Origin of the sequence: Yersinia sp. 1652 StPb PI (genome assembly GCF_041538345.1) — a bacterium.
GTDB classification, from domain to species: Bacteria; Pseudomonadota; Gammaproteobacteria; order Enterobacterales; family Enterobacteriaceae; genus Yersinia; species Yersinia enterocolitica_E.
On record NZ_JAULSM010000001.1, the window covers coordinates 3357002 to 3375430 of the forward strand.

An 18429-nucleotide genomic window follows, 5' to 3' on the forward strand; every position below is an offset into this window, starting at 1 on the left:
CGATGTAAGTTATGAGATGCAGATGTTAAATATTTAGTTGAGTTGTAAAGATTCGTCAAGATTATACCTCCTCAGTGAAGGGGTAAAGCAAAACGTGATTCATATCACATTTTGTAACTATAGAGCCGGATCATGCCTTCACCTCAATCATTACTTCAATACGATTAAGGACATATGCCACTTGATGCCAAACTTGCTGATATTCGGTTGAGTTATAGGTACGTAAAAATTCCACCAGCAGTGTTTTGGTTTGTTGCCATATTGCATCATCGACCGGATGCTCTTTATTGGTCTCAAAGAAGGTTTCCAGTGTTTCAACTTTTTGCAGGTAAGCATCCAACGCAGCAGTCCATTCACTTGTATGCAACTTGTGAGAAATTTGCGCCAGCAGCCAGGGCATATAGTCGCGACTGAGGCTTACATCCCAAGTATCAGCATCTGTTGCAGACCATGTGGCACTTAGATAATCACAATGTGTGCCTTGATCATCGGTAAATCCGTGCAATGCACAAATAGCCTTTTCTACATCAAGCACATAGCCTAAGGCCGGACTATTAATGAATACTGCATCATGGGGGGTTCGCTCATTAAAGTTCACTGCTGCACCAATGTATTCACCTAATTTTGGCCCGGTCATCACACCTTTGAAGTTAATATATGGTGGTTTTTCATTCATATAAAAATGCAAAACTTTATTTTTATATCCATTAACCAGATAATGATATTCCCAGTCAGCCATAAAGTACCATTTTTTGCTGTATATATTATAAGCTACTCCATTATCACAACGGTACTCTAAACTATTATCACTGTAGTTACTGCGATGGTAGGTAAAGCTAATCGCCGAAGGTTGGTCAGTGCCATCATTCAATAATGAAAGGCACGAGGACTCTATTAACGCTTTACCTTTACTTAATTTATTATAAGCCATCAGTGATTGAGTTTCCGCATCATAATAAATATGATTCCTACCTTCCTTATTTCCCAAATAGATATAGGTATCATCTGGTTGGTCCAACCGATGGGTTATTACCTCACGTTGGTCATTTACCCCCCTTGATTCAAGCGTTTCCTTATATTGTAATAATGGTCTGACTGCCTTTTCCTGCCACGTTTCAATAGTAGACGCATCAAACCATAGAGTGTATTTATCCACGGTTCCCTGCTGAAAATGTTGTTCCCTGCCATGTAGAATATTAATCGGGCTAGTATGTAAGCTCACATAGAAACCGATTTGATCTAATGATAACGCGGTACCCGTCCCTTGATTGACTAATCTTATTTCATTTTCTACCACCTGAGGGAACCAATACTGGCCAGAATTATTAAAATCACAATAGGTAAATGCCACATCAGCATCAAGCTGGGAACTACGCCGAACCACCGGTGACAAACAGTAAAGGTTGCGATCAAACCCTTGCCCGATAAAGGCCGTCATTATCTGCCCTGCATGACTATAAAAGAAGTAAGAACTTTGTCCATCAGCACCAATAGGCTGACTTTGCTTGGTTAAAAAGATGCTATGACCATTGTTAACATAATAATCATAGCTGAAATATTTTTCAGCGAAAATGTCTGAATGGTAATTGAATGTCACCCTCTTATTCTCAGGATATAAATTCTTTGGTAATACACGATAAGAACTGATGTCTGCTGTTAATCCATACTGCGCCAACTCAGCCGCATTGGTGTTTTTATAAAGCGTAGCAGACTTCCCCAAAAATGAATAATCACTAAAAACCTCAACCCGTAAATTTAGCGGGATTTTTATTGATGCAATATTATTATTCCATTGACTAAATAGCCATTCATCCTCGGTATAATAAGGCACGCAAAATTTTGTGCCGTCCTCCTTTTCAGAATAATTATCTTTTGAATAAAAACAGACATTATCTTCATTATTATGCTCTGCCATTGTGGATATTGATATAAAGACACAAGGAACAATCAAAATACTAATTTTAGCATTCATATTTCACCTGTTAATTATAAAGAAACCAAATATAATTTTTCACATCAAATGGGAAGGTAAGCGTCACAAATTTTATATTCACATACAGTAACCTTACTTAAAAGCGATACTCACAAAAGCATCGTTCATTTTTTATTTATCCGTGAAGGTAAAATATAAATTTTTATTTAATCGCAGCCAAAATAAAAAGCCCCTAAGAATGGGGGGTTGAATTAAGCTAACAGCCATTATGACAACCTCACTATGGTAAATTCCGATTACTGAGGCTCTTGCGATTCATTCATAGAGCGTGATCCGGCGGATAAGATCGTGCTGGTGTACATCTGCAATGCTTTACCTGAGTACTCTTAGCGTTGTGGGGCAACTCAGTAGAAAGAGCGGCTTACAGAATTGTAGCTAGCAACACGGGAAGAAGGCCGCAGGTTCAAGTCCAGCCACCGCATCAACACCCAGTTAACCGGTGAGTGCTGTGTCTTGCCCTCTACGCAGAGGGGCTTTTTTTCTCTAAAACCCTTATATCCCCTGTGCTTTCTGCCTATAATCACATTCACACACAAACACTTACAAAGTGAAGTCATGCTCGATTTTTTTAAAGAACTCTTTACTGCTATGCGTGCGACTGCTGTTGAGCGTATAAAAAGTCCGGTAATTGGTGCTCTGTGCTTTTCTTGGCTAATTTTTAATTGGGATAACATTCTTGTGATGCTATTCAGCGCAGCCACCATCGAAGATAAAATTGTCATGATAAAAGACAATTCGACGATGCTAACAGCGATGATATTTCCTATCATTTCAACCGTATTAATAACTATATTATTACCAATTATCTCGGCGAAAGTTATATCGATACAAAACAAGCCAACCATGGCATCCATGGAGGGATATGCGGATAGAAATGACGCGACCTTAGATAGAAAAAAAATCACCGAGCAAAAACGTGCCCGCGCAGATATCGCTTATGAAAGAGAAATAACAGGCGGTCAAGAGGAAATCCAGAAAATGAAGGAAGATATTGAAATTTCCAAGGAAAAAACAGGAGAAATAACCAAAGAGAAAAATGAATTGATTGCTGAGAAAAAAGCACTAATTTCTGAGAAAAAAAGTCTAATTGTCGAGAGGGATGAATTGATTTCAGAGAAAGAAGTCATGCTAGAAACCAATAATAAACTATCTCAAGACATGCTCGAATTAACATTACAGCTTGATGAGGCTCGTAATAAATTAAGAACAAATAATCGATCTAATCCCCTTAAAGCAGACAGTACAGATTCTTCAATTGTTCGCGTAAATCGAACTCTAAAAGGGAAGACAATAATACCAAATCAAAAGAAATGATAATTTTATTACAAAATAACAATCACGCATACGGGTCGTGATCAGTAATACACCGGCCTTGCCGCTGGGCTCCGGGCAAATGTTGCTGTCGCGTGGTAACTGGGAATACAAAGGTCAGTACGAGAGCATCCCCCTTGCCTGATGAGCGATCTATTCTTTTTTCCAGCTATTACTCACTGATTTAATGCTGCTGCCTTAGCCAAAATCGATAAACACCGCGTCAGACCCCGTATTTGCCCTCAAAATCAGTAATACGCTTGGCTGAATATCAAATCATCTGTTGTGCGAGGATAAGTGTCAATGCACTTACTGTTCAGTCCTTGCCGCAGCTAGATAACGAAATCATCAGAACCGAAATATGCGAATAACCGGAGCGAGTGACACGTCACGCGCAGTAGCAACGCGATTCATTGCGGCATCGGCCAGGCCGGTAGGAATGAACTGAGCATCATTTAATATACCGTCAGAAATTTGAGTCTTCCGTCAATCTTTATCAATCGTAGAAAAGAGAAAGCCCTCTATGAATGCAGAGGGCTTAAGGGTTTTTCTATCGTGTTAAATAGTATTCAAACGGCCGTATACTATTCCCACTCAATGGTAGCGGGTGGCTTGCCACTGATATCGTAAACTACACGGGAAATACCATTCACTTCATTGATAATGCGGTTTGAAACGCGGCCCAGGAAGTCGTATGGCAGATGCGCCCAATGTGCGGTCATAAAATCGATGGTTTCTACTGCGCGCAGTGAAACCACCCAATCGTATTTACGCCCATCGCCCATCACACCAACAGAACGCACTGGCAGGAATACAGTAAAGGCTTGGCTCACTTTATTGTACAGATCAGCTTTATGCAGCTCTTCGATAAAGATGGCATCAGCGCGGCGCAGCAAGTCACAATACTCTTTTTTTACTTCGCCCAGAACACGTACACCCAAACCTGGACCTGGGAATGGATGGCGATATAGCATGTCGTACGGCAGACCTAATTCCAGGCCAATTTTGCGTACTTCATCTTTAAACAGCTCTTTCAGCGGCTCAACCAGCCCCAATTTCATCTCTTTCGGCAAACCGCCCACATTGTGGTGAGATTTAATTACGTGTGCTTTACCAGTAGCAGACGCGGCTGATTCAATCACATCAGGGTAGATGGTGCCTTGTGCCAACCACTTCACTTGATCTTGCTTACACGCTTCTTCATCAAACAGTTCGACAAACACGCGACCAATGATTTTACGCTTCGCTTCAGGTTCATCGACACCAGCCAGCGCTGCAAGGAAACGATTTTCGGCGGCAACATGAACAATATTCAGGCCGAATTTATCACCGAACATTTCCAGCACTTGGTCGGCTTCGTTCAACCGTAGCAGCCCGTTATCGACAAACACACAAGTCAGGCGGTCACCAATAGCACGATGCAGCAGCATTGCCGTCACAGAGGAGTCAACACCACCGGACAGGCCAAGAATCACATGGTCTTCACCAATTTGCTCACGCAGACGAACAATGGCGTCTTCGATAATGGTGGCCGGGGTCCATAAGGCTTCACAGCCGCAGATATCCAACACAAAGCGCTCTAACAGGCGTTGGCCTTGTTTGGTATGTGTGACTTCTGGATGGAACTGCACGCCATAAAAACGCTTTTCTTCGTTGGCCATAATGGCAAACGGGCAGGTATCGGTGCTGGCAACCGTCACAAAATCAGCTGGGATGGCAGTGACTTTGTCACCATGGCTCATCCATACATCCAATATTGCTTCATTGGCTGGATTGATAGCATCTTTGATATCGCGGATCAGTGCGCTGTCAGTTTTGATTTCCACCTGCGCATAACCGAACTCGCGCTGATTTGAACCTTCAACTTTCCCCCCCAGTTGCATCGCCATAGTCTGCATACCGTAGCACACACCTAATACCGGGACACCCGCAGTGAACACGTAATCAGGTGCGCGTGGGCTGTCGTGCTCAGTCGTGCTTTCAGGACCGCCAGAAAGAATGATGCCGCTTGGATTAAATTCGCGGATCTGAGCTTCGGTTACGTCCCACGCCCATAGTTCACAATAGACACCGATTTCACGAACGCGTCGCGCCACCAGTTGGGTGTATTGCGAGCCGAAATCAAGAATAAGGATGCGATGCTTATGGATATTTTTTGTCATGTGCGGCGTATTCCACAGAGAAATAATAAAATTAAATAGTTACCATAATTATTTATGAATCATTCCAGTCGGCGAAGCTAAGAAGTTAGTTAACGCCCGCAGCACAGCATACGCAGTTGACACTAAGTCAATGAGCAATGCGAGCCGCGAACGATGACCAAATTCGCCGGTTTAAGCCCCTGGAATTAGCCCATGCGATAGTTAGGGGATTCTTTAGTGATAGTCACATCATGCACATGGCTTTCTTGAATCCCTGCACCACTGATGCGCACAAACTCAGCTTTGGTACGCAATTCATTGATAGTGGCACAACCGGTAAGCCCCATGCAGGAGCGCAAGCCCCCCATTTGCTGATGTACAATCTCTTTCAACAAACCTTTGTATGCGACACGACCTTCAATACCTTCCGGTACCAGTTTATCGGCAGCATTGTCAGTTTGGAAGTAACGGTCAGAAGAGCCTTTGGACATCGCGCCCAGTGAGCCCATACCACGGTAAGATTTGAATGAACGACCCTGATAGAGTTCGATTTCGCCCGGAGACTCTTCAGTCCCTGCCAGCATAGACCCCACCATGACACAGGAAGCACCCGCGGCAATGGCTTTAGAAATATCGCCAGAGAAACGGATACCGCCATCAGCAATCACCGGAATACCGGTACCTTCCAGTGCTTCGACCGCATCAGCAATCGCCGTGATCTGTGGCACACCTACACCAGTCACAATACGGGTGGTGCAAATTGAACCTGGACCAATCCCTACTTTTACGGCACTCACACCGGCATCAGCCAAGGCTTTTGCACCCGCGCCCGTCGCAACGTTACCGCCAACGATTTGCAGGTTAGGATATTTGGCACGGGTTTCACGGATTCGTTGCAGAACACCTTCAGAGTGACCATGGGATGAGTCAATCAGTAAAACATCAACACCTGCGGTGACCAGCGCGTCGATACGCTCTTCATTGCCGGCACCGGCACCCACAGCAGCCCCAACACGTAGACGGCCATGTTCGTCCTTACAGGCGTTAGGTTTGCGCTCTGCCTTCTGGAAGTCTTTTACAGTAATCATGCCGCGCAGATGGAAGCTATCATCAACAACCAATGCTTTCTCGACACGTTTTTCATGCATTTTTTGCAAGACAATTTCGCGAGCTTCGCCTTCCTTGACGGTAACCAGACGCTCTTTCGGTGTCATCACCGCCGTCACGGGTTGGTCTAAGTCAGTCACAAAGCGCACATCACGGCCAGTGATAATGCCAACCAGCTCATAATCTTCGGTTACCACCGGGTAACCAGCAAAACCGTTACGGGCAGTCAATTCTTTCACTTGGCGCAGTGTGGTGGTTGGGGTAACAGTCTGCGGCTCGGTAACAACGCCACTTTCGTGTTTTTTCACGCGGCTGACTTCTTCAGCCTGGCGCTCAATGGACATATTTTTGTGAATGAAACCTAAACCGCCCTCTTGTGCCAGCGCAATGGCCAGACGAGCTTCGGTAACGGTATCCATGGCTGCGGACAGCATAGGGATATTTAGGCGGATAGTTGCGGTCAGTTGAGTGCCAAGTTCGGCCGTATTAGGCAAAACTGTGGAGTGGGCTGGAACCAGGAGAACGTCGTCAAATGTCAGAGCTTCTTTCTTGATACGTAGCATGGGCAATATCTCACCAAGGTGGATGTGAAAAGATAAAATATTGCCGTGGCATTATACAGAGCGTAATCGGTTGCCTCCAGCACTTTCTCATAATTTTTCTTGCCAACCGGTCTGAGGTAGGTAATATCGATCAATTAAGTGCTTGTTTTAAAATTTGATCCAGGTCACATGTCACAATCTTCCGCATCAACAATTTTTACTGTTAGCCGTCTTAATCAGACGGTGCGACAACTGCTGGAAATGGAAATGGGCCAGATTTGGCTCACGGCCGAGATATCCAATTTCTCCCAACCGTCATCCGGTCACTGGTATTTCACCCTAAAAGACGCTCAAGCGCAGGTGCGTTGCGCGATGTTTCGCAACACTAACCGCCGCACCACGTTTCGTCCACAAAATGGTCAGCAAGTGTTGGTCAGGGCATCGATTACCCTGTACGAGCCGCGTGGCGATTATCAGTTAATTGCGGAAAGCATGCAGCCTGCCGGTGACGGATTGCTGCAACAACAGTTTGATCAACTCAAGCAACAACTGGCGGCGGAAGGGCTATTTGATCAACATCATAAACAACCGTTGCCAAGTCCTGCCAGGCAAGTTGGCGTCATCACCTCTGCCAGTGGTGCGGCGCTGCATGATGTTCTACAGGTTTTGCAACGCCGTGACCCATCATTGCCGGTAATTATTTACCCAACAGCAGTGCAAGGAGTTGATGCTCCATTGCAGATAGTCCGTGCCATTCAGTTAGCTAACCTACGTGCCGAGTGCGATATATTAATCGTCGGGCGCGGCGGCGGATCGCTGGAAGACCTGTGGAGTTTTAACGACGAACGGGTCGCCCGCGCTATTTTCAATAGCCACATCCCGATAGTCAGTGCGGTCGGCCATGAAACCGACATCACTATTGCTGATTTTGTCGCTGACTTGCGGGCGCCAACACCGTCTGCTGCCGCAGAATTAGTAAGCCGTAACCAGATTGAGCTGGTCAGGCAAATTCAAGGGCAGCAGCAGCGGATGGAAATGGCGATGGATTATTATCTGGCGCAGCGCGGCCAGCAATTCACCCGCCTTGAACACCGTTTACAGCAACAACATCCACATTTGCGACTGGCACGTCAGCAGACCCTGTTATTAAAGCTGCAACGCCGCCTGGAAGAGAGCGCGCAAAACCAAATCCGCTGGTTAAGCCGGCGCACCGAACGGCTCCAGCAGCGCCTCGCGCAAGTGCAACCGCAAGGGCAAATTCACCGTTACAGCCAGCAAGTGCAGCAGCAGGAATACCGTTTGCGTCAGGCATTAGAGCGCCAGCTTAATGGTTATCGGCAGCGTTTTGGTATCGCCTGCTCGCAGTTAGAGGCCGTCAGCCCATTAGCAACCTTGGCCCGTGGCTACAGTGTCACGCAGACTCCGGCTGGGGTAGTGCTGAAAACCACTAAGCAGGTGCAGACAGGTGATAAGCTGACCACCCGATTGCAGGACGGTTGGGTAGAAAGTGAAATCACCCAAATCAATGTGGCGAAGAAGGTTCGTCAACGGAAAGCGGCAAAAGAGTAACGCCGCCTGGCTCAATTGCTGCCAGTCATATCGTCGGCAAGTAACTAAAGTGAACGCGGCTTTTCGAAATGAGTCCGTGACCGTGCTGGCAGAAATAATCAATCGCGCCACACGCCTTCAGCACCTGCAACGGTTTGGCGCAATCAGGGCACTCCGCCTGTTGCTGATAGTTGCCATGGCAATTAGAGCAATGAAAGTGGCCACTTACTTCGGTCATCAGTTTTTGGCAAACCGGGCATAATGCATCCATCGACTTCTCCTTAAAAACTACATCACCCCGAGCGATCGTAGGAAGTAAATCCCCAGCGCGGTGGTAAAGAATGAACCGACCGTGGTGATGGCAATGATATTCGCCGCCAGGGTGGCATTGCCTCCCATGGCGCGGGTCATAACATAACTGCCAGCCGCCGTTGGAGTGGCAGAGAACAGAAATATAATCCCTAATGTCGCCCCACGAAAGCCCATCAACAAGCCACCAACGGTCATCAATATTGGCACCACGAATAATTTAGCTGTTGAAGATAACGCTGCCACATTGGAAGAACGGAACATCGCGTGCCAGTCGAGGCTCGCTCCGGTGCACAACAGAGCCAATGGTAATGCCAAAGCAGAGATATAACTCCCCGTCTGGACAATCACCTGAGGAAGGGGTAATTGCGTTTGTGCGTAGAGTAAACCGCACAGTAGCCCAATTATCAGCGGATTAGTCACAATACTGCGTAACAGTGCCAATTTACTGATTTTGCCGCCCTGCCCAGCTTGCAGACTGCGAGTCAGGGTGATCACCGACAGCATATTAAATAAAATTACTGTCACCGTCAGATACATCGAGCCGAGTGCCACCCCTTCGGCACCATATGCCGTCATGGCAAAAGCCAACCCCACGATAGCAGTATTGGCTCTGAACCCTCCCTGCACGAATACACCACGCTCTTTTGGGTCTTTTACCAACCACTTGGCGGCGACTTCCAACAGCAAGAAGGTCACCAACGTACCAATAGCGCCATAAACAACCAAGGGTAGGTTATCCAATAAGCTGACATGATTGGTCGCGACACTAAAAAACAGTAGACAAGGGAGGGCGAGATTGAAGACCAGCTTGGTGGCACCATCGCAGAAGCGATCATCCATCAAGCCAAAGCGCCGTAACAGCACACCGAGTAACATCATCAGCAAGTTAGGCATCGTGACACTAAATGCAAAACTCCAGGTTTCCCAAGACATGACTGACTTTCAACTCCCTTTGTTTACGGTTAAGCGGCCAAAGCTGCGTTTTACTGACCGCGGTCGTTAAATGTGCAAAAAGCGCGGAATGCCCGCGCTTTTTAGTATACCCAATAGATGTCAAGATACAGGAAAGCGGCAAGCGAGATACAAATCGGTCGGGAACCGATTTGTACAGCATTTATGCTAGCCCGCAGGGTGAGCCTCAAGGATGAGGCTCATTAATCCCGATGAGCTTACGCAGTCAAGTGATTCGGGTTATTGATAGCAGCCAACACACCTGCAACTTGACAGATGAAGGGTAGATTATTTACCTTTTTTCAAGTGCGACATCAAACGCTTACGTTTACGCATCTGATTTGGTGTTAATGGATTGCGCTTACCCGCGAATGGGTTCTCGCCCTCTTTAAACTGGATGCGAATTGGCGTCCCCATTACTTTCAATGAACGACGGAAGTAATTCATCAGGTAGCGTTTATACGAATCCGACAGGTCAGTAACCTGGTTGCCGTGGATTACGACAATCGGCGGGTTGTAACCCCCAGCATGGGCATACTTCAATTTGACGCGACGGCCACGCACCAAAGGAGGCTGATGGTCTTCTTCGGCCATCTGCATAATGCGGGTCAGTAAGGAAGTGCCCACACGTTTGGTTGAGCAGTCATAAGCTTCTTGAATAGATTCAAACAGATTACCCACGCCACTGCCATGTAAGGCTGAGATAAAGTGAATCCGCGCAAAATCGACAAAACCAAGACGCAGATCCAGCATATCTTTAACCTGCGCACGCGCTTCTTCTGTCATGCCATCCCATTTGTTGACCGCAATAACAAGTGAGCGCCCACTATTGAGAATAAAGCCCAACAGCGACAGGTCCTGATCCGAAATACCATCACGAGCATCAATAACCAACAGTACAACATTGGAATCTTCGATGGCCTGCAAGGTTTTAATTACTGAGAATTTTTCAACCGTTTCGGTGATTTTGCCGCGTTTACGCACCCCCGCAGTATCAATCAGGATATATTCACGCTCATCGCGGGTCATAGGAATATAAATGCTGTCACGCGTGGTGCCCGGCATATCATAGACCACCACCCGATCTTCACCGAGAATGCGGTTGGTTAGTGTGGACTTACCTACATTAGGACGCCCGACAATTGCCAGTTTGATTGGCAGAGTCCGTGGGTCAAAATCATCTTCTGCGTCATCTTCAGGAACAGCGTCGTCCTCAGCTTCCTGTGCGGCCCAATAAGCCGCATTCGCTTCTTCATCGGTCAATTCAATTTCAGGTTCTACAGCATCCATATAAGGTGCCATAACATCTTCAATCAACTGAGTCACACCACGGCCATGGGACGCCGCGATAGCATGAACTTCACCTAAGCCCAATGAATAGAAATCTGCTGTAGCAGTATCTGGATCAATACCATCAGTTTTGTTGGCAACCAGGAAAGTCGCTTTTTCACGACTGCGCAGATGCTGGGCAATCCCCTGATCCGCAGGCATCAAGCCCGCACGGGCATCAACCATAAACAGGACAATATCGGCCTCTTCAATCGCCAATAACGATTGACCTGCCATCTTGGTTTCTACGCCATCTTCTGTGCCATCAATACCTCCGGTATCGATAACAATAAACTCATGACCCTCGACCTCGGCACGACCATATTTACGGTCACGCGTTAGCCCGGGAAAGTCCGCAACTAACGCATCACGGGTGTGCGTTAAACGGTTAAATAGAGTGGATTTACCCACATTCGGGCGCCCGACCAGCGCGATGACAGGTATCATTGTTGAAGCCTCATTACTTAATTTTCAAATCATTACAGCGCTGTACCAAACCTGCAACAGCGCAGTTTTTAGAAGACAAACGGCCCCTGAATCTCAGGAGCCGCTTAAAACCCTGCGTTTTGAACGTTGCTGCGATATTAGCGGCATTCACTAACCCGAATAACTGACGGTATCAGTTCATTAGGGTTCATTCGTTTGCTGCCTTGCTGCAACACCAATAACTTTGGGTATTGACCTATTATTGGCCTGTTAAACAGGCACTAAATCAGGATTAACGGGTGAACGCGTATACCGTGCCGCCTCTCGCCTGAACCAACAACTTATCGCTGGCAACCACTGGCGCACTCAGGAAGCCGGAGCTGTCTACGCTCTGCTGAGCGACAAAACGGCCATCATCGGTATTCACCCAGTGCAGATAACCTTCGGCATCACCTACAACCAGATACCCATTATACATCACAGGAGCTGTCAAGTTACGATGTAATAAATCGCTTTGACTCCAAAGGGTTATACCGCCATCTGTTTTCAGCGCAACAATTCGGTCATTTTGATCGACCAGATAAATGCGACCCGCGTCGACAATGATGTCATTCACTGATCCCATTTCACGCTTCCACAGGATCTGGCCGGAACGCAGATCTAATGCAGTCAAGTTACCATTGTATGCCAAAGCATAAACCACACCATCAACAACCACAGGCGTGGTATCAACGTCGTTCAGGCGGTCAATTTCAGTGGTACCTGTCACTTGGGAAATACGCTGTTGCCAGATCAACTGGCCTTGTTCCATCATTACCGCACTGACGCGGCCATTGTCACCACCGACAATCGCTGCACCGAATGCGACTGCTGGCGCAGATTCACCGCGCAGAGAGAGCGCTGGTGTATCGAGGTTTAATGTCCACTTAATCGCACCGTCTGATTCATTCAGTGCTTGCAGCATGCCATTTGATGTATGGATCAGTACCACCCCATCGCTGACAACCGGACGAGATAATGCTTCACCCGCCACCACGGTCTGCCATGCAACCTGACCATCATCGGAATTAAGCGCATAAACTACCGCTTTCTCGCTGCCGACATACACATGGGCACCTGATGCAGTGACGCCACCAGATAACATTGCAGAACGGTTGCTGGAAAGGAAGTTGGTTTTTTCAGACAAATCGGTTTGCCAGATTTGCTTACCGCTGTCGGCGTCCATGGCTTTCACCAAACCTTTACGGTCGGCGGCAAAGACAGTCGTCCCCTGCCAGGCTGGGCGCAAATGGGAGTAATAATCACCGACACCACCACCTACTGAGGTACTCCACACTTTAGTTGGTGTGAATTGATTCTCAATTTTTGGCAGTGGTGACATGGTAACCACATCTTCTTCACTGTTAAACAGTGAACAACCGCTCAATAGGGCAACAGATACCAGTCCTACTAAGAGTGTTTTACGCAATTGCATGGGAATACCCCTTAGCTGGACAAATTATTCAATTTCATGCGCAGCAAAGCTTGCAGCGCCTGAGAAGCATTTGATTCGACGCCTTTGCTGTAAGCAGCTCGCGCACCTGCGGTATCACCTTTACTCAATAGCGCATCGCCACGGACATCCTGAGCCATCGCAGTCCAACCATCACCCTGCACCGCATCCAGCGTTTTCAATGCGTCGTCTGGTTTCTTCAATTGCAATTGCAGACGTGCAAGACGCAAATTAATCAGTGACAACAGATTTTCATCTTTGGTCTGACCCAGCGCCTGAGTGAGTTGTTGCGCCGCTTTATCAAACTCATTTAGCTCAACAAAGTGATGAGCCAGCTCTAACCCGGCCAGTACGCCGTAGTTATTGCTATTGCCCTGAACAAATTTTTCAGCAACAGCAACACCATCAGCACTGTTAGCTGACAAAGCATCACTGGCTTGCTGATAGGCAGAGGAGGCTTCCGTCAAGACAGTGTTCTGATGACTCTGCCAGTAACGCCAACCCACTAATGCACCAATCCCGAGCACCACACCCACGGCCAGCGCTTTACCATTCTCACTAAAGAAACGGCGCACTGCATCAACCTGGTCATTTTCAGTGGTATAGACTTCCACGGTGTCTCTCTCCTTAACCCAACATCAAAGCCAGACGCGCAGCAACATCCGCTTGCGCCAGCGTTTCTTGTTCACCATTTCGCAAATCTTTTACGACCACTTGCTGTGCTGCTACTTCGCTTTCGCCAAGCATTAATGCCACACGGGCACCCCACTTATCAGCGCGGGTAAATTGCTTTTTGACATTACCACCGCCGTAATTGGTCATTAATTTCAGCGTTGGCATGGCATCACGCAGGTTTTCAGCAAGTAGCATTGCGGCACTTTGCGTACCCTGACCAGACGAAATGACATAAACATCTACTGTCGCTGGTACCTGGAAGTCAGCATTTACGGCCTGCACTAACAGAACCAAACGCTCAAGGCCCATGGCAAAACCAACCGCAGGCGTTGCACGCCCACCGAGTTGTTCAACCAAACCGTCGTAACGCCCACCGGCACACACAGTGCCCTGTGCGCCCAAGCTATTGGTGACCCACTCAAATACCGTACGGTTATAATAATCTAAACCACGAACTAAACGCTCATTGACGGTATATGGGATGCTGGCCTGGTCTAAAAGTTCACACAGACCTGCAAAATGTTGTTTTGACTCTTCATCCAGATATTCAGATAGCTTAGGCGCATCATTTAGCAGCAATTGAACATCGGGATTTTTGGAGTCCAACACCCTCAGCGGATTACTGTACATCCGGCGCTTACAATCTTCGTCCAGTACCTCAACGTGTTGCTCGAGGAAAGTCACCAGCGCTTCACGGTAATCAGCACGCGCATCCAATGATCCAATGGAGTTCAGTTCAAGTTGCACATGCTCTGAGATACCTAAAGCACGCCACCAGCGGGCCGTCAGCAAAATTAATTCAGCATCAATATCCGGCCCTTGCAGACCGAAAACTTCCGCACCCAACTGATGGAATTGACGATAGCGGCCTTTCTGTGGGCGCTCATAGCGGAACATCGGACCGATGTACCACAGACGCTGTTCCTGATTGTACAGCAGACCATGTTCAATACCTGCACGTACACACCCTGCGGTTCCCTCAGGACGCAGTGTCAGACTTTCGCCATTGCGATCATCAAAGGTATACATCTCTTTTTCAACCACGTCGGTGACTTCACCGATCGCGCGCTTGAATAACGGGGTCTGCTCTACAATCGGCATGCGAATTTCGCTATAACCGTAGCCTGCAAGCACTTGCTTCAAGATACTTTCAATGCGCTGCCATACTGCCGTATCGGCTGGCAGGTAGTCGTTCATACCACGGATGGCTTGAATGTTCTTTGCCACGTCTGTTCTCTGTAGTTTTATACCCTGTTTACTTGAAGCAGCAGCGCCGTTCGCAGCCACTCTAATTACTTTGGGCATGGTGCAAAAAATAAAGCCGATTATAGAGGCTTGCCACCCATATATTCAATGATGACAACTTGTTACCCCTACTGGCGCAATGTAAAGCGGGCTAAAACCCGCTTTTGTGCTGACCGACAACCCATGACCAACGATGTTTATTCATCATCCAATTGATTGATAACAATCCGATTATTAGCATCAAGCATTGATGCTTTAGCCCGAATTTTGGCTTCCAACTGGTCAATCATATTTTTGTTATCAAAGCGTTCTTTTTGACGAACACCGTCTTCGTAGAAACCGCTTTTGTTATGAGCACCGGTCACACCGATAGTCGACACTAAGGCCTCACCCGGGCCATTGACCACACAACCGATGATAGAGACATCCATAGGTGTAATCAGATCTTCTAACCGCTGTTCTAAAGCATTCACAGTACCGATAACGTCAAACTCTTGGCGCGAGCATGTTGGGCAAGCGATAAAGTTAATCCCACGGGCACGGATGCGCAAAGATTTAAGAATATCGAAACCGACTTTGACTTCTTCAACCGGATCAGCCGCCAGCGAGATACGCAACGTATCGCCAATACCTTCAGACAGCAACAAACCTAATCCAATGGCAGATTTAACTGAACCACTGCGCGCACCACCCGCTTCGGTGATACCCAAATGCAAAGGTTGGTCGATTTTTTTGGCTAACAAACGATAGGAGTTTACCGCCAGGAAAACATCTGAGGCTTTAACACTGACTTTAAACTGATCAAAATTGAGGCGGTCAAGAATGTCAACATGACGCATCGCGGATTCAAGCAGGGCTTCCGGCGTAGGTTCACCGTATTTCTCCTGAATATCTTTCTCCAGCGATCCACCATTGATACCGATACGGATAGGGATGTTGTAGTGGCGAGCGCTAGCAACCACGTCTCGGATACGGGCTTCGTTGCCAATATTACCGGGGTTAATGCGCAAGCAATCAACACCGTACTCAGCCACTTTCAGGGCGATACGGTAGTCAAAATGAATATCAGCAACCAGCGGCACAATGACGTCTTTATGCTGCTTGATTAATTTAAACGCCTCAGCCGCTTCCATGGTAGGTACTGAGACTCGCACGATATCCACACCAACACGTTGCAATGCTACGATTTGGGCAACAGTCGCAGCAACATCCGTGGTTTTAGTATTGGTCATCGATTGCACTGCAATCGGCGCACCATCACCAATTGGCACTTTACCGACGTAAATCCGGGTAGATTTACGTCGGATAATTGGGGTTTCGTTATGCATTACACACTCTCCTTTACAGTCGTGTAGTTTATACAACAAAGCAGTTTTTCAAAACTACAGTGGCGGTTTAGCTGAACCACAACATAGTTTGTCAAAACCACAATATTACTCTACACCGACAGTCAGGCGCGCTACGCGATTAGCCTTAATAAACTTACTCAAATCAACCGGATTACCCTGATATGTGATTGTCAGCGCACCAGGTGCACCGATAGTCAGTTTATAAGGGGATTTCCCCGATAGGTTGAGGGTCGCGCCTCCTTTTTGGATACCGCTAAACAATGTTTTTCCACTCGCATCAACAACCTGTAACCAGCAATCAGCTTTGAAGTTCATTACCAATGAACCCACAGATGATGCCGCACCATTTACCCCAGCGTCTGCTGTAGGTAGTGGTGATTGCGCGGTAGAAGCATCAGGCACAACTGCCTGACTCGGGGAAACAACCACAGACTCCGCCGGAGTCGCTCCCTGATTAGTTGCTGTCTCGACACGGTTATTTACCGTATCCACAGGTGCTGTACTGTTTGTTACCGGTGCAGTACCACTTGCCGTTGGTGTAGAGGCAGGCTGACTATTCGCAATCGGAGCCTGGGTATCGGTCGGCGCGTTAGGATCGCTATTCTCATCAGACAGCGGCACAGATTGCCCGCCATTTTGCAACAGTTGGGCAGAGGATTGATCAGCCATAGTGGCTATCTCTGCTTGCTGCGCCTGATGATTTTGCCACCACCATGCTCCTGTCAACCCCAGCACAACCAACACAATAAGCCAGGTGAAACTCATCAACCAGCCATCACGTTTTTTATGCTTTTTCCCCAATGAAAAACTTTGCATTGGGGCCACTTTTGCTGCCCTGATTGGTGCTTGTTTTGCCAACATAGGTAACAGTTCATCTTCAGGAAGGTGAACCAGTTTGGCGTAGGAACGAATGTAACCACGGTGGAATGTTGAGGCGAGATTAGCTTGCGCTTTATCCTCCTCAAGATCACGGATTGTGGATACCTTCAAACACAGACGTTCTGCAACCGTCTGCTGAGTTAGCCCTAGAGCTTCGCGGGCTTGACGCAGGCGCACACCTGTCGTCTCTGGAACAGTTTGATCTTGGGAGGCTTCAGTATTCATTAGCTAGAAAATGCTGGTACTGTTTGGATTGTGGAAAACTTCGCGCAAGCTGCTTGCCATAGCGTTGAACACTATCTTGACGGCCTGCTAGCGCGGCGAAACGAATTTGTAACCATAAACTTTCAGCACTGGCCGGAAGTGTATGTTGGTAAACATCCAGTAATAGTTGCGCCTGAGCGCGATTCCCTTCTCCAAAATGCCTTTGAGCTTCTGCAAGCAGCGGCTCACCTTTATCAGGATCATACTTCAATGCCCGACTCAACAGTATCCGAGCCTGGTCATTTTGATTGGCCCGTAAAAAGCAATATCCAGCGTTTTCCAGACTATCTGCCACCTGACCGTAATCGGGCAGCAGCGCTGCTGCGCTAAACTGTTGTTGGGCCGGTACATACTGCCCTAAACCACACAGAAACGCACCGTAATTATTCAGTACCGTGCCATTTCCAGGTGCCAGTTTCATCGCTTGCTGATAACGCTGCTCTGCGGCACTGTTTTCACCGATACGTTGTTCGTAAAACGCCATACCCAATTGAGCGCGATAATCCTGTGGATCAGCCTCTACAGCCTTCTCAAGATTCTGCCGCGCGGCATTAAGATCACCCTGCGCCAAATACTCTAAACCCAGTTGTAAACGCGTCTGCCCGGCGGCGGGTTGGCTAACCTTTTCCGGCGATGAACCGGAACAACCAGCCAATACGGTCGCAATCAGGCAAACTCTCCACAGTCTTGTCAGCTTCATGCTTTCTCAATTGTCCTTATATGTGAAGATACCCGTCATACCTCAGCGTCATGCTCGTTCGCGATACTCACGACTTGAATTATTTAGGGTATAGCTTTTTCAGTATTGAGCATCTAACAAATTATAAGTTAAATAACAATTAGTTATATAGAACAAATCAATACT

At 47.3% G+C, this 18429-nt stretch carries 14 protein-coding genes; 2 read left to right on the forward strand and 12 right to left on the reverse strand.

The features are described from left to right. Positions 1-130 precede the first annotated feature (130 nt). Positions 131-1972: a hypothetical protein gene (locus Q2T71_RS15295; protein ID WP_372559654.1), complete on the reverse strand. Its 1842-nt coding sequence runs from the start codon at positions 1970-1972 to the stop codon at positions 131-133. Positions 1973-2548: 576 nt separating this feature from the next. Here Q2T71_RS15295 and Q2T71_RS15300 point away from each other — a divergent pair. After that, positions 2549-3307, forward strand: a complete 759-nt coding sequence (locus Q2T71_RS15300) for a hypothetical protein (protein ID WP_372559655.1) — start codon at positions 2549-2551, stop codon at positions 3305-3307. A 581-nt stretch (positions 3308-3888) separates the two neighbouring features. Here the strand turns inward: Q2T71_RS15300 and guaA are convergent. Further along, positions 3889-5466 (reverse strand): glutamine-hydrolyzing GMP synthase, encoded by a 1578-nt coding sequence (guaA, locus tag Q2T71_RS15305; RefSeq protein ID WP_083163218.1) that lies wholly within the window; start codon positions 5464-5466, stop codon positions 3889-3891. A 185-nt stretch (positions 5467-5651) separates the two neighbouring features. Further along, positions 5652-7115 carry an IMP dehydrogenase gene (gene guaB / locus Q2T71_RS15310; RefSeq protein WP_083163216.1) on the reverse strand — a complete coding sequence of 488 codons (1464 nt, stop codon included), beginning with the start codon at positions 7113-7115 and terminating at the stop codon, positions 5652-5654. Positions 7116-7283: 168 nt separating this feature from the next. Between guaB and xseA the strand changes: the two genes are divergently transcribed. After that, positions 7284-8663 (forward strand): exodeoxyribonuclease VII large subunit, encoded by a 1380-nt coding sequence (xseA, locus tag Q2T71_RS15315; RefSeq protein ID WP_372559656.1) that lies wholly within the window; start codon positions 7284-7286, stop codon positions 8661-8663. A 25-nt stretch (positions 8664-8688) separates the two neighbouring features. On the opposite strand, the gene Q2T71_RS15320 is transcribed toward xseA, so the two are convergent. From Q2T71_RS15320 to pilW, 9 genes are all read right to left on the reverse strand, one after another. Continuing rightward, entirely contained in the window at positions 8689-8913 is a 225-nt protein-coding gene (locus Q2T71_RS15320) for a zinc ribbon domain-containing protein (protein WP_372559657.1), read from the reverse strand. Positions 8914-8930: 17 nt separating this feature from the next. After that, complete coding sequence (locus tag Q2T71_RS15325) at positions 8931-9887, reverse strand: AEC family transporter (RefSeq protein ID WP_083163209.1); 957 nt, start codon at positions 9885-9887, stop codon at positions 8931-8933. 306 nt (positions 9888-10193) lie between these two features. Beyond that, complete coding sequence (gene der / locus Q2T71_RS15330) at positions 10194-11681, reverse strand: ribosome biogenesis GTPase Der (RefSeq protein WP_372559658.1); 1488 nt, start codon at positions 11679-11681, stop codon at positions 10194-10196. A gap of 271 nt (positions 11682-11952) precedes the next feature. Continuing rightward, positions 11953-13134, reverse strand: a complete 1182-nt coding sequence (gene bamB / locus Q2T71_RS15335) for an outer membrane protein assembly factor BamB (protein WP_083163205.1) — start codon at positions 13132-13134, stop codon at positions 11953-11955. 11 nt (positions 13135-13145) lie between these two features. Further along, positions 13146-13766 (reverse strand): YfgM family protein, encoded by a 621-nt coding sequence (locus Q2T71_RS15340; RefSeq protein WP_372559659.1) that lies wholly within the window; start codon positions 13764-13766, stop codon positions 13146-13148. Between the two features lie 13 nt (positions 13767-13779). Further along, a complete protein-coding gene (hisS, locus tag Q2T71_RS15345) occupies positions 13780-15054 on the reverse strand; it encodes a histidine--tRNA ligase (RefSeq protein ID WP_372559660.1) in 1275 nt (424 codons plus the stop codon). A 215-nt stretch (positions 15055-15269) separates the two neighbouring features. Then, a complete protein-coding gene (ispG, locus tag Q2T71_RS15350; protein ID WP_372559661.1) occupies positions 15270-16400 on the reverse strand; it encodes a flavodoxin-dependent (E)-4-hydroxy-3-methylbut-2-enyl-diphosphate synthase in 1131 nt (376 codons plus the stop codon). A 105-nt stretch (positions 16401-16505) separates the two neighbouring features. Continuing rightward, entirely contained in the window at positions 16506-17525 is a 1020-nt protein-coding gene (gene rodZ, locus Q2T71_RS15355; protein WP_372559662.1) for a cytoskeleton protein RodZ, read from the reverse strand. Continuing rightward, positions 17515-18264 carry a type IV pilus biogenesis/stability protein PilW gene (gene pilW / locus Q2T71_RS15360; RefSeq protein WP_372559663.1) on the reverse strand — a complete coding sequence of 250 codons (750 nt, stop codon included), beginning with the start codon at positions 18262-18264 and terminating at the stop codon, positions 17515-17517. The genes rodZ and pilW overlap by 11 nt, the downstream gene beginning before the upstream one ends. Positions 18265-18429 lie beyond the last annotated feature (165 nt).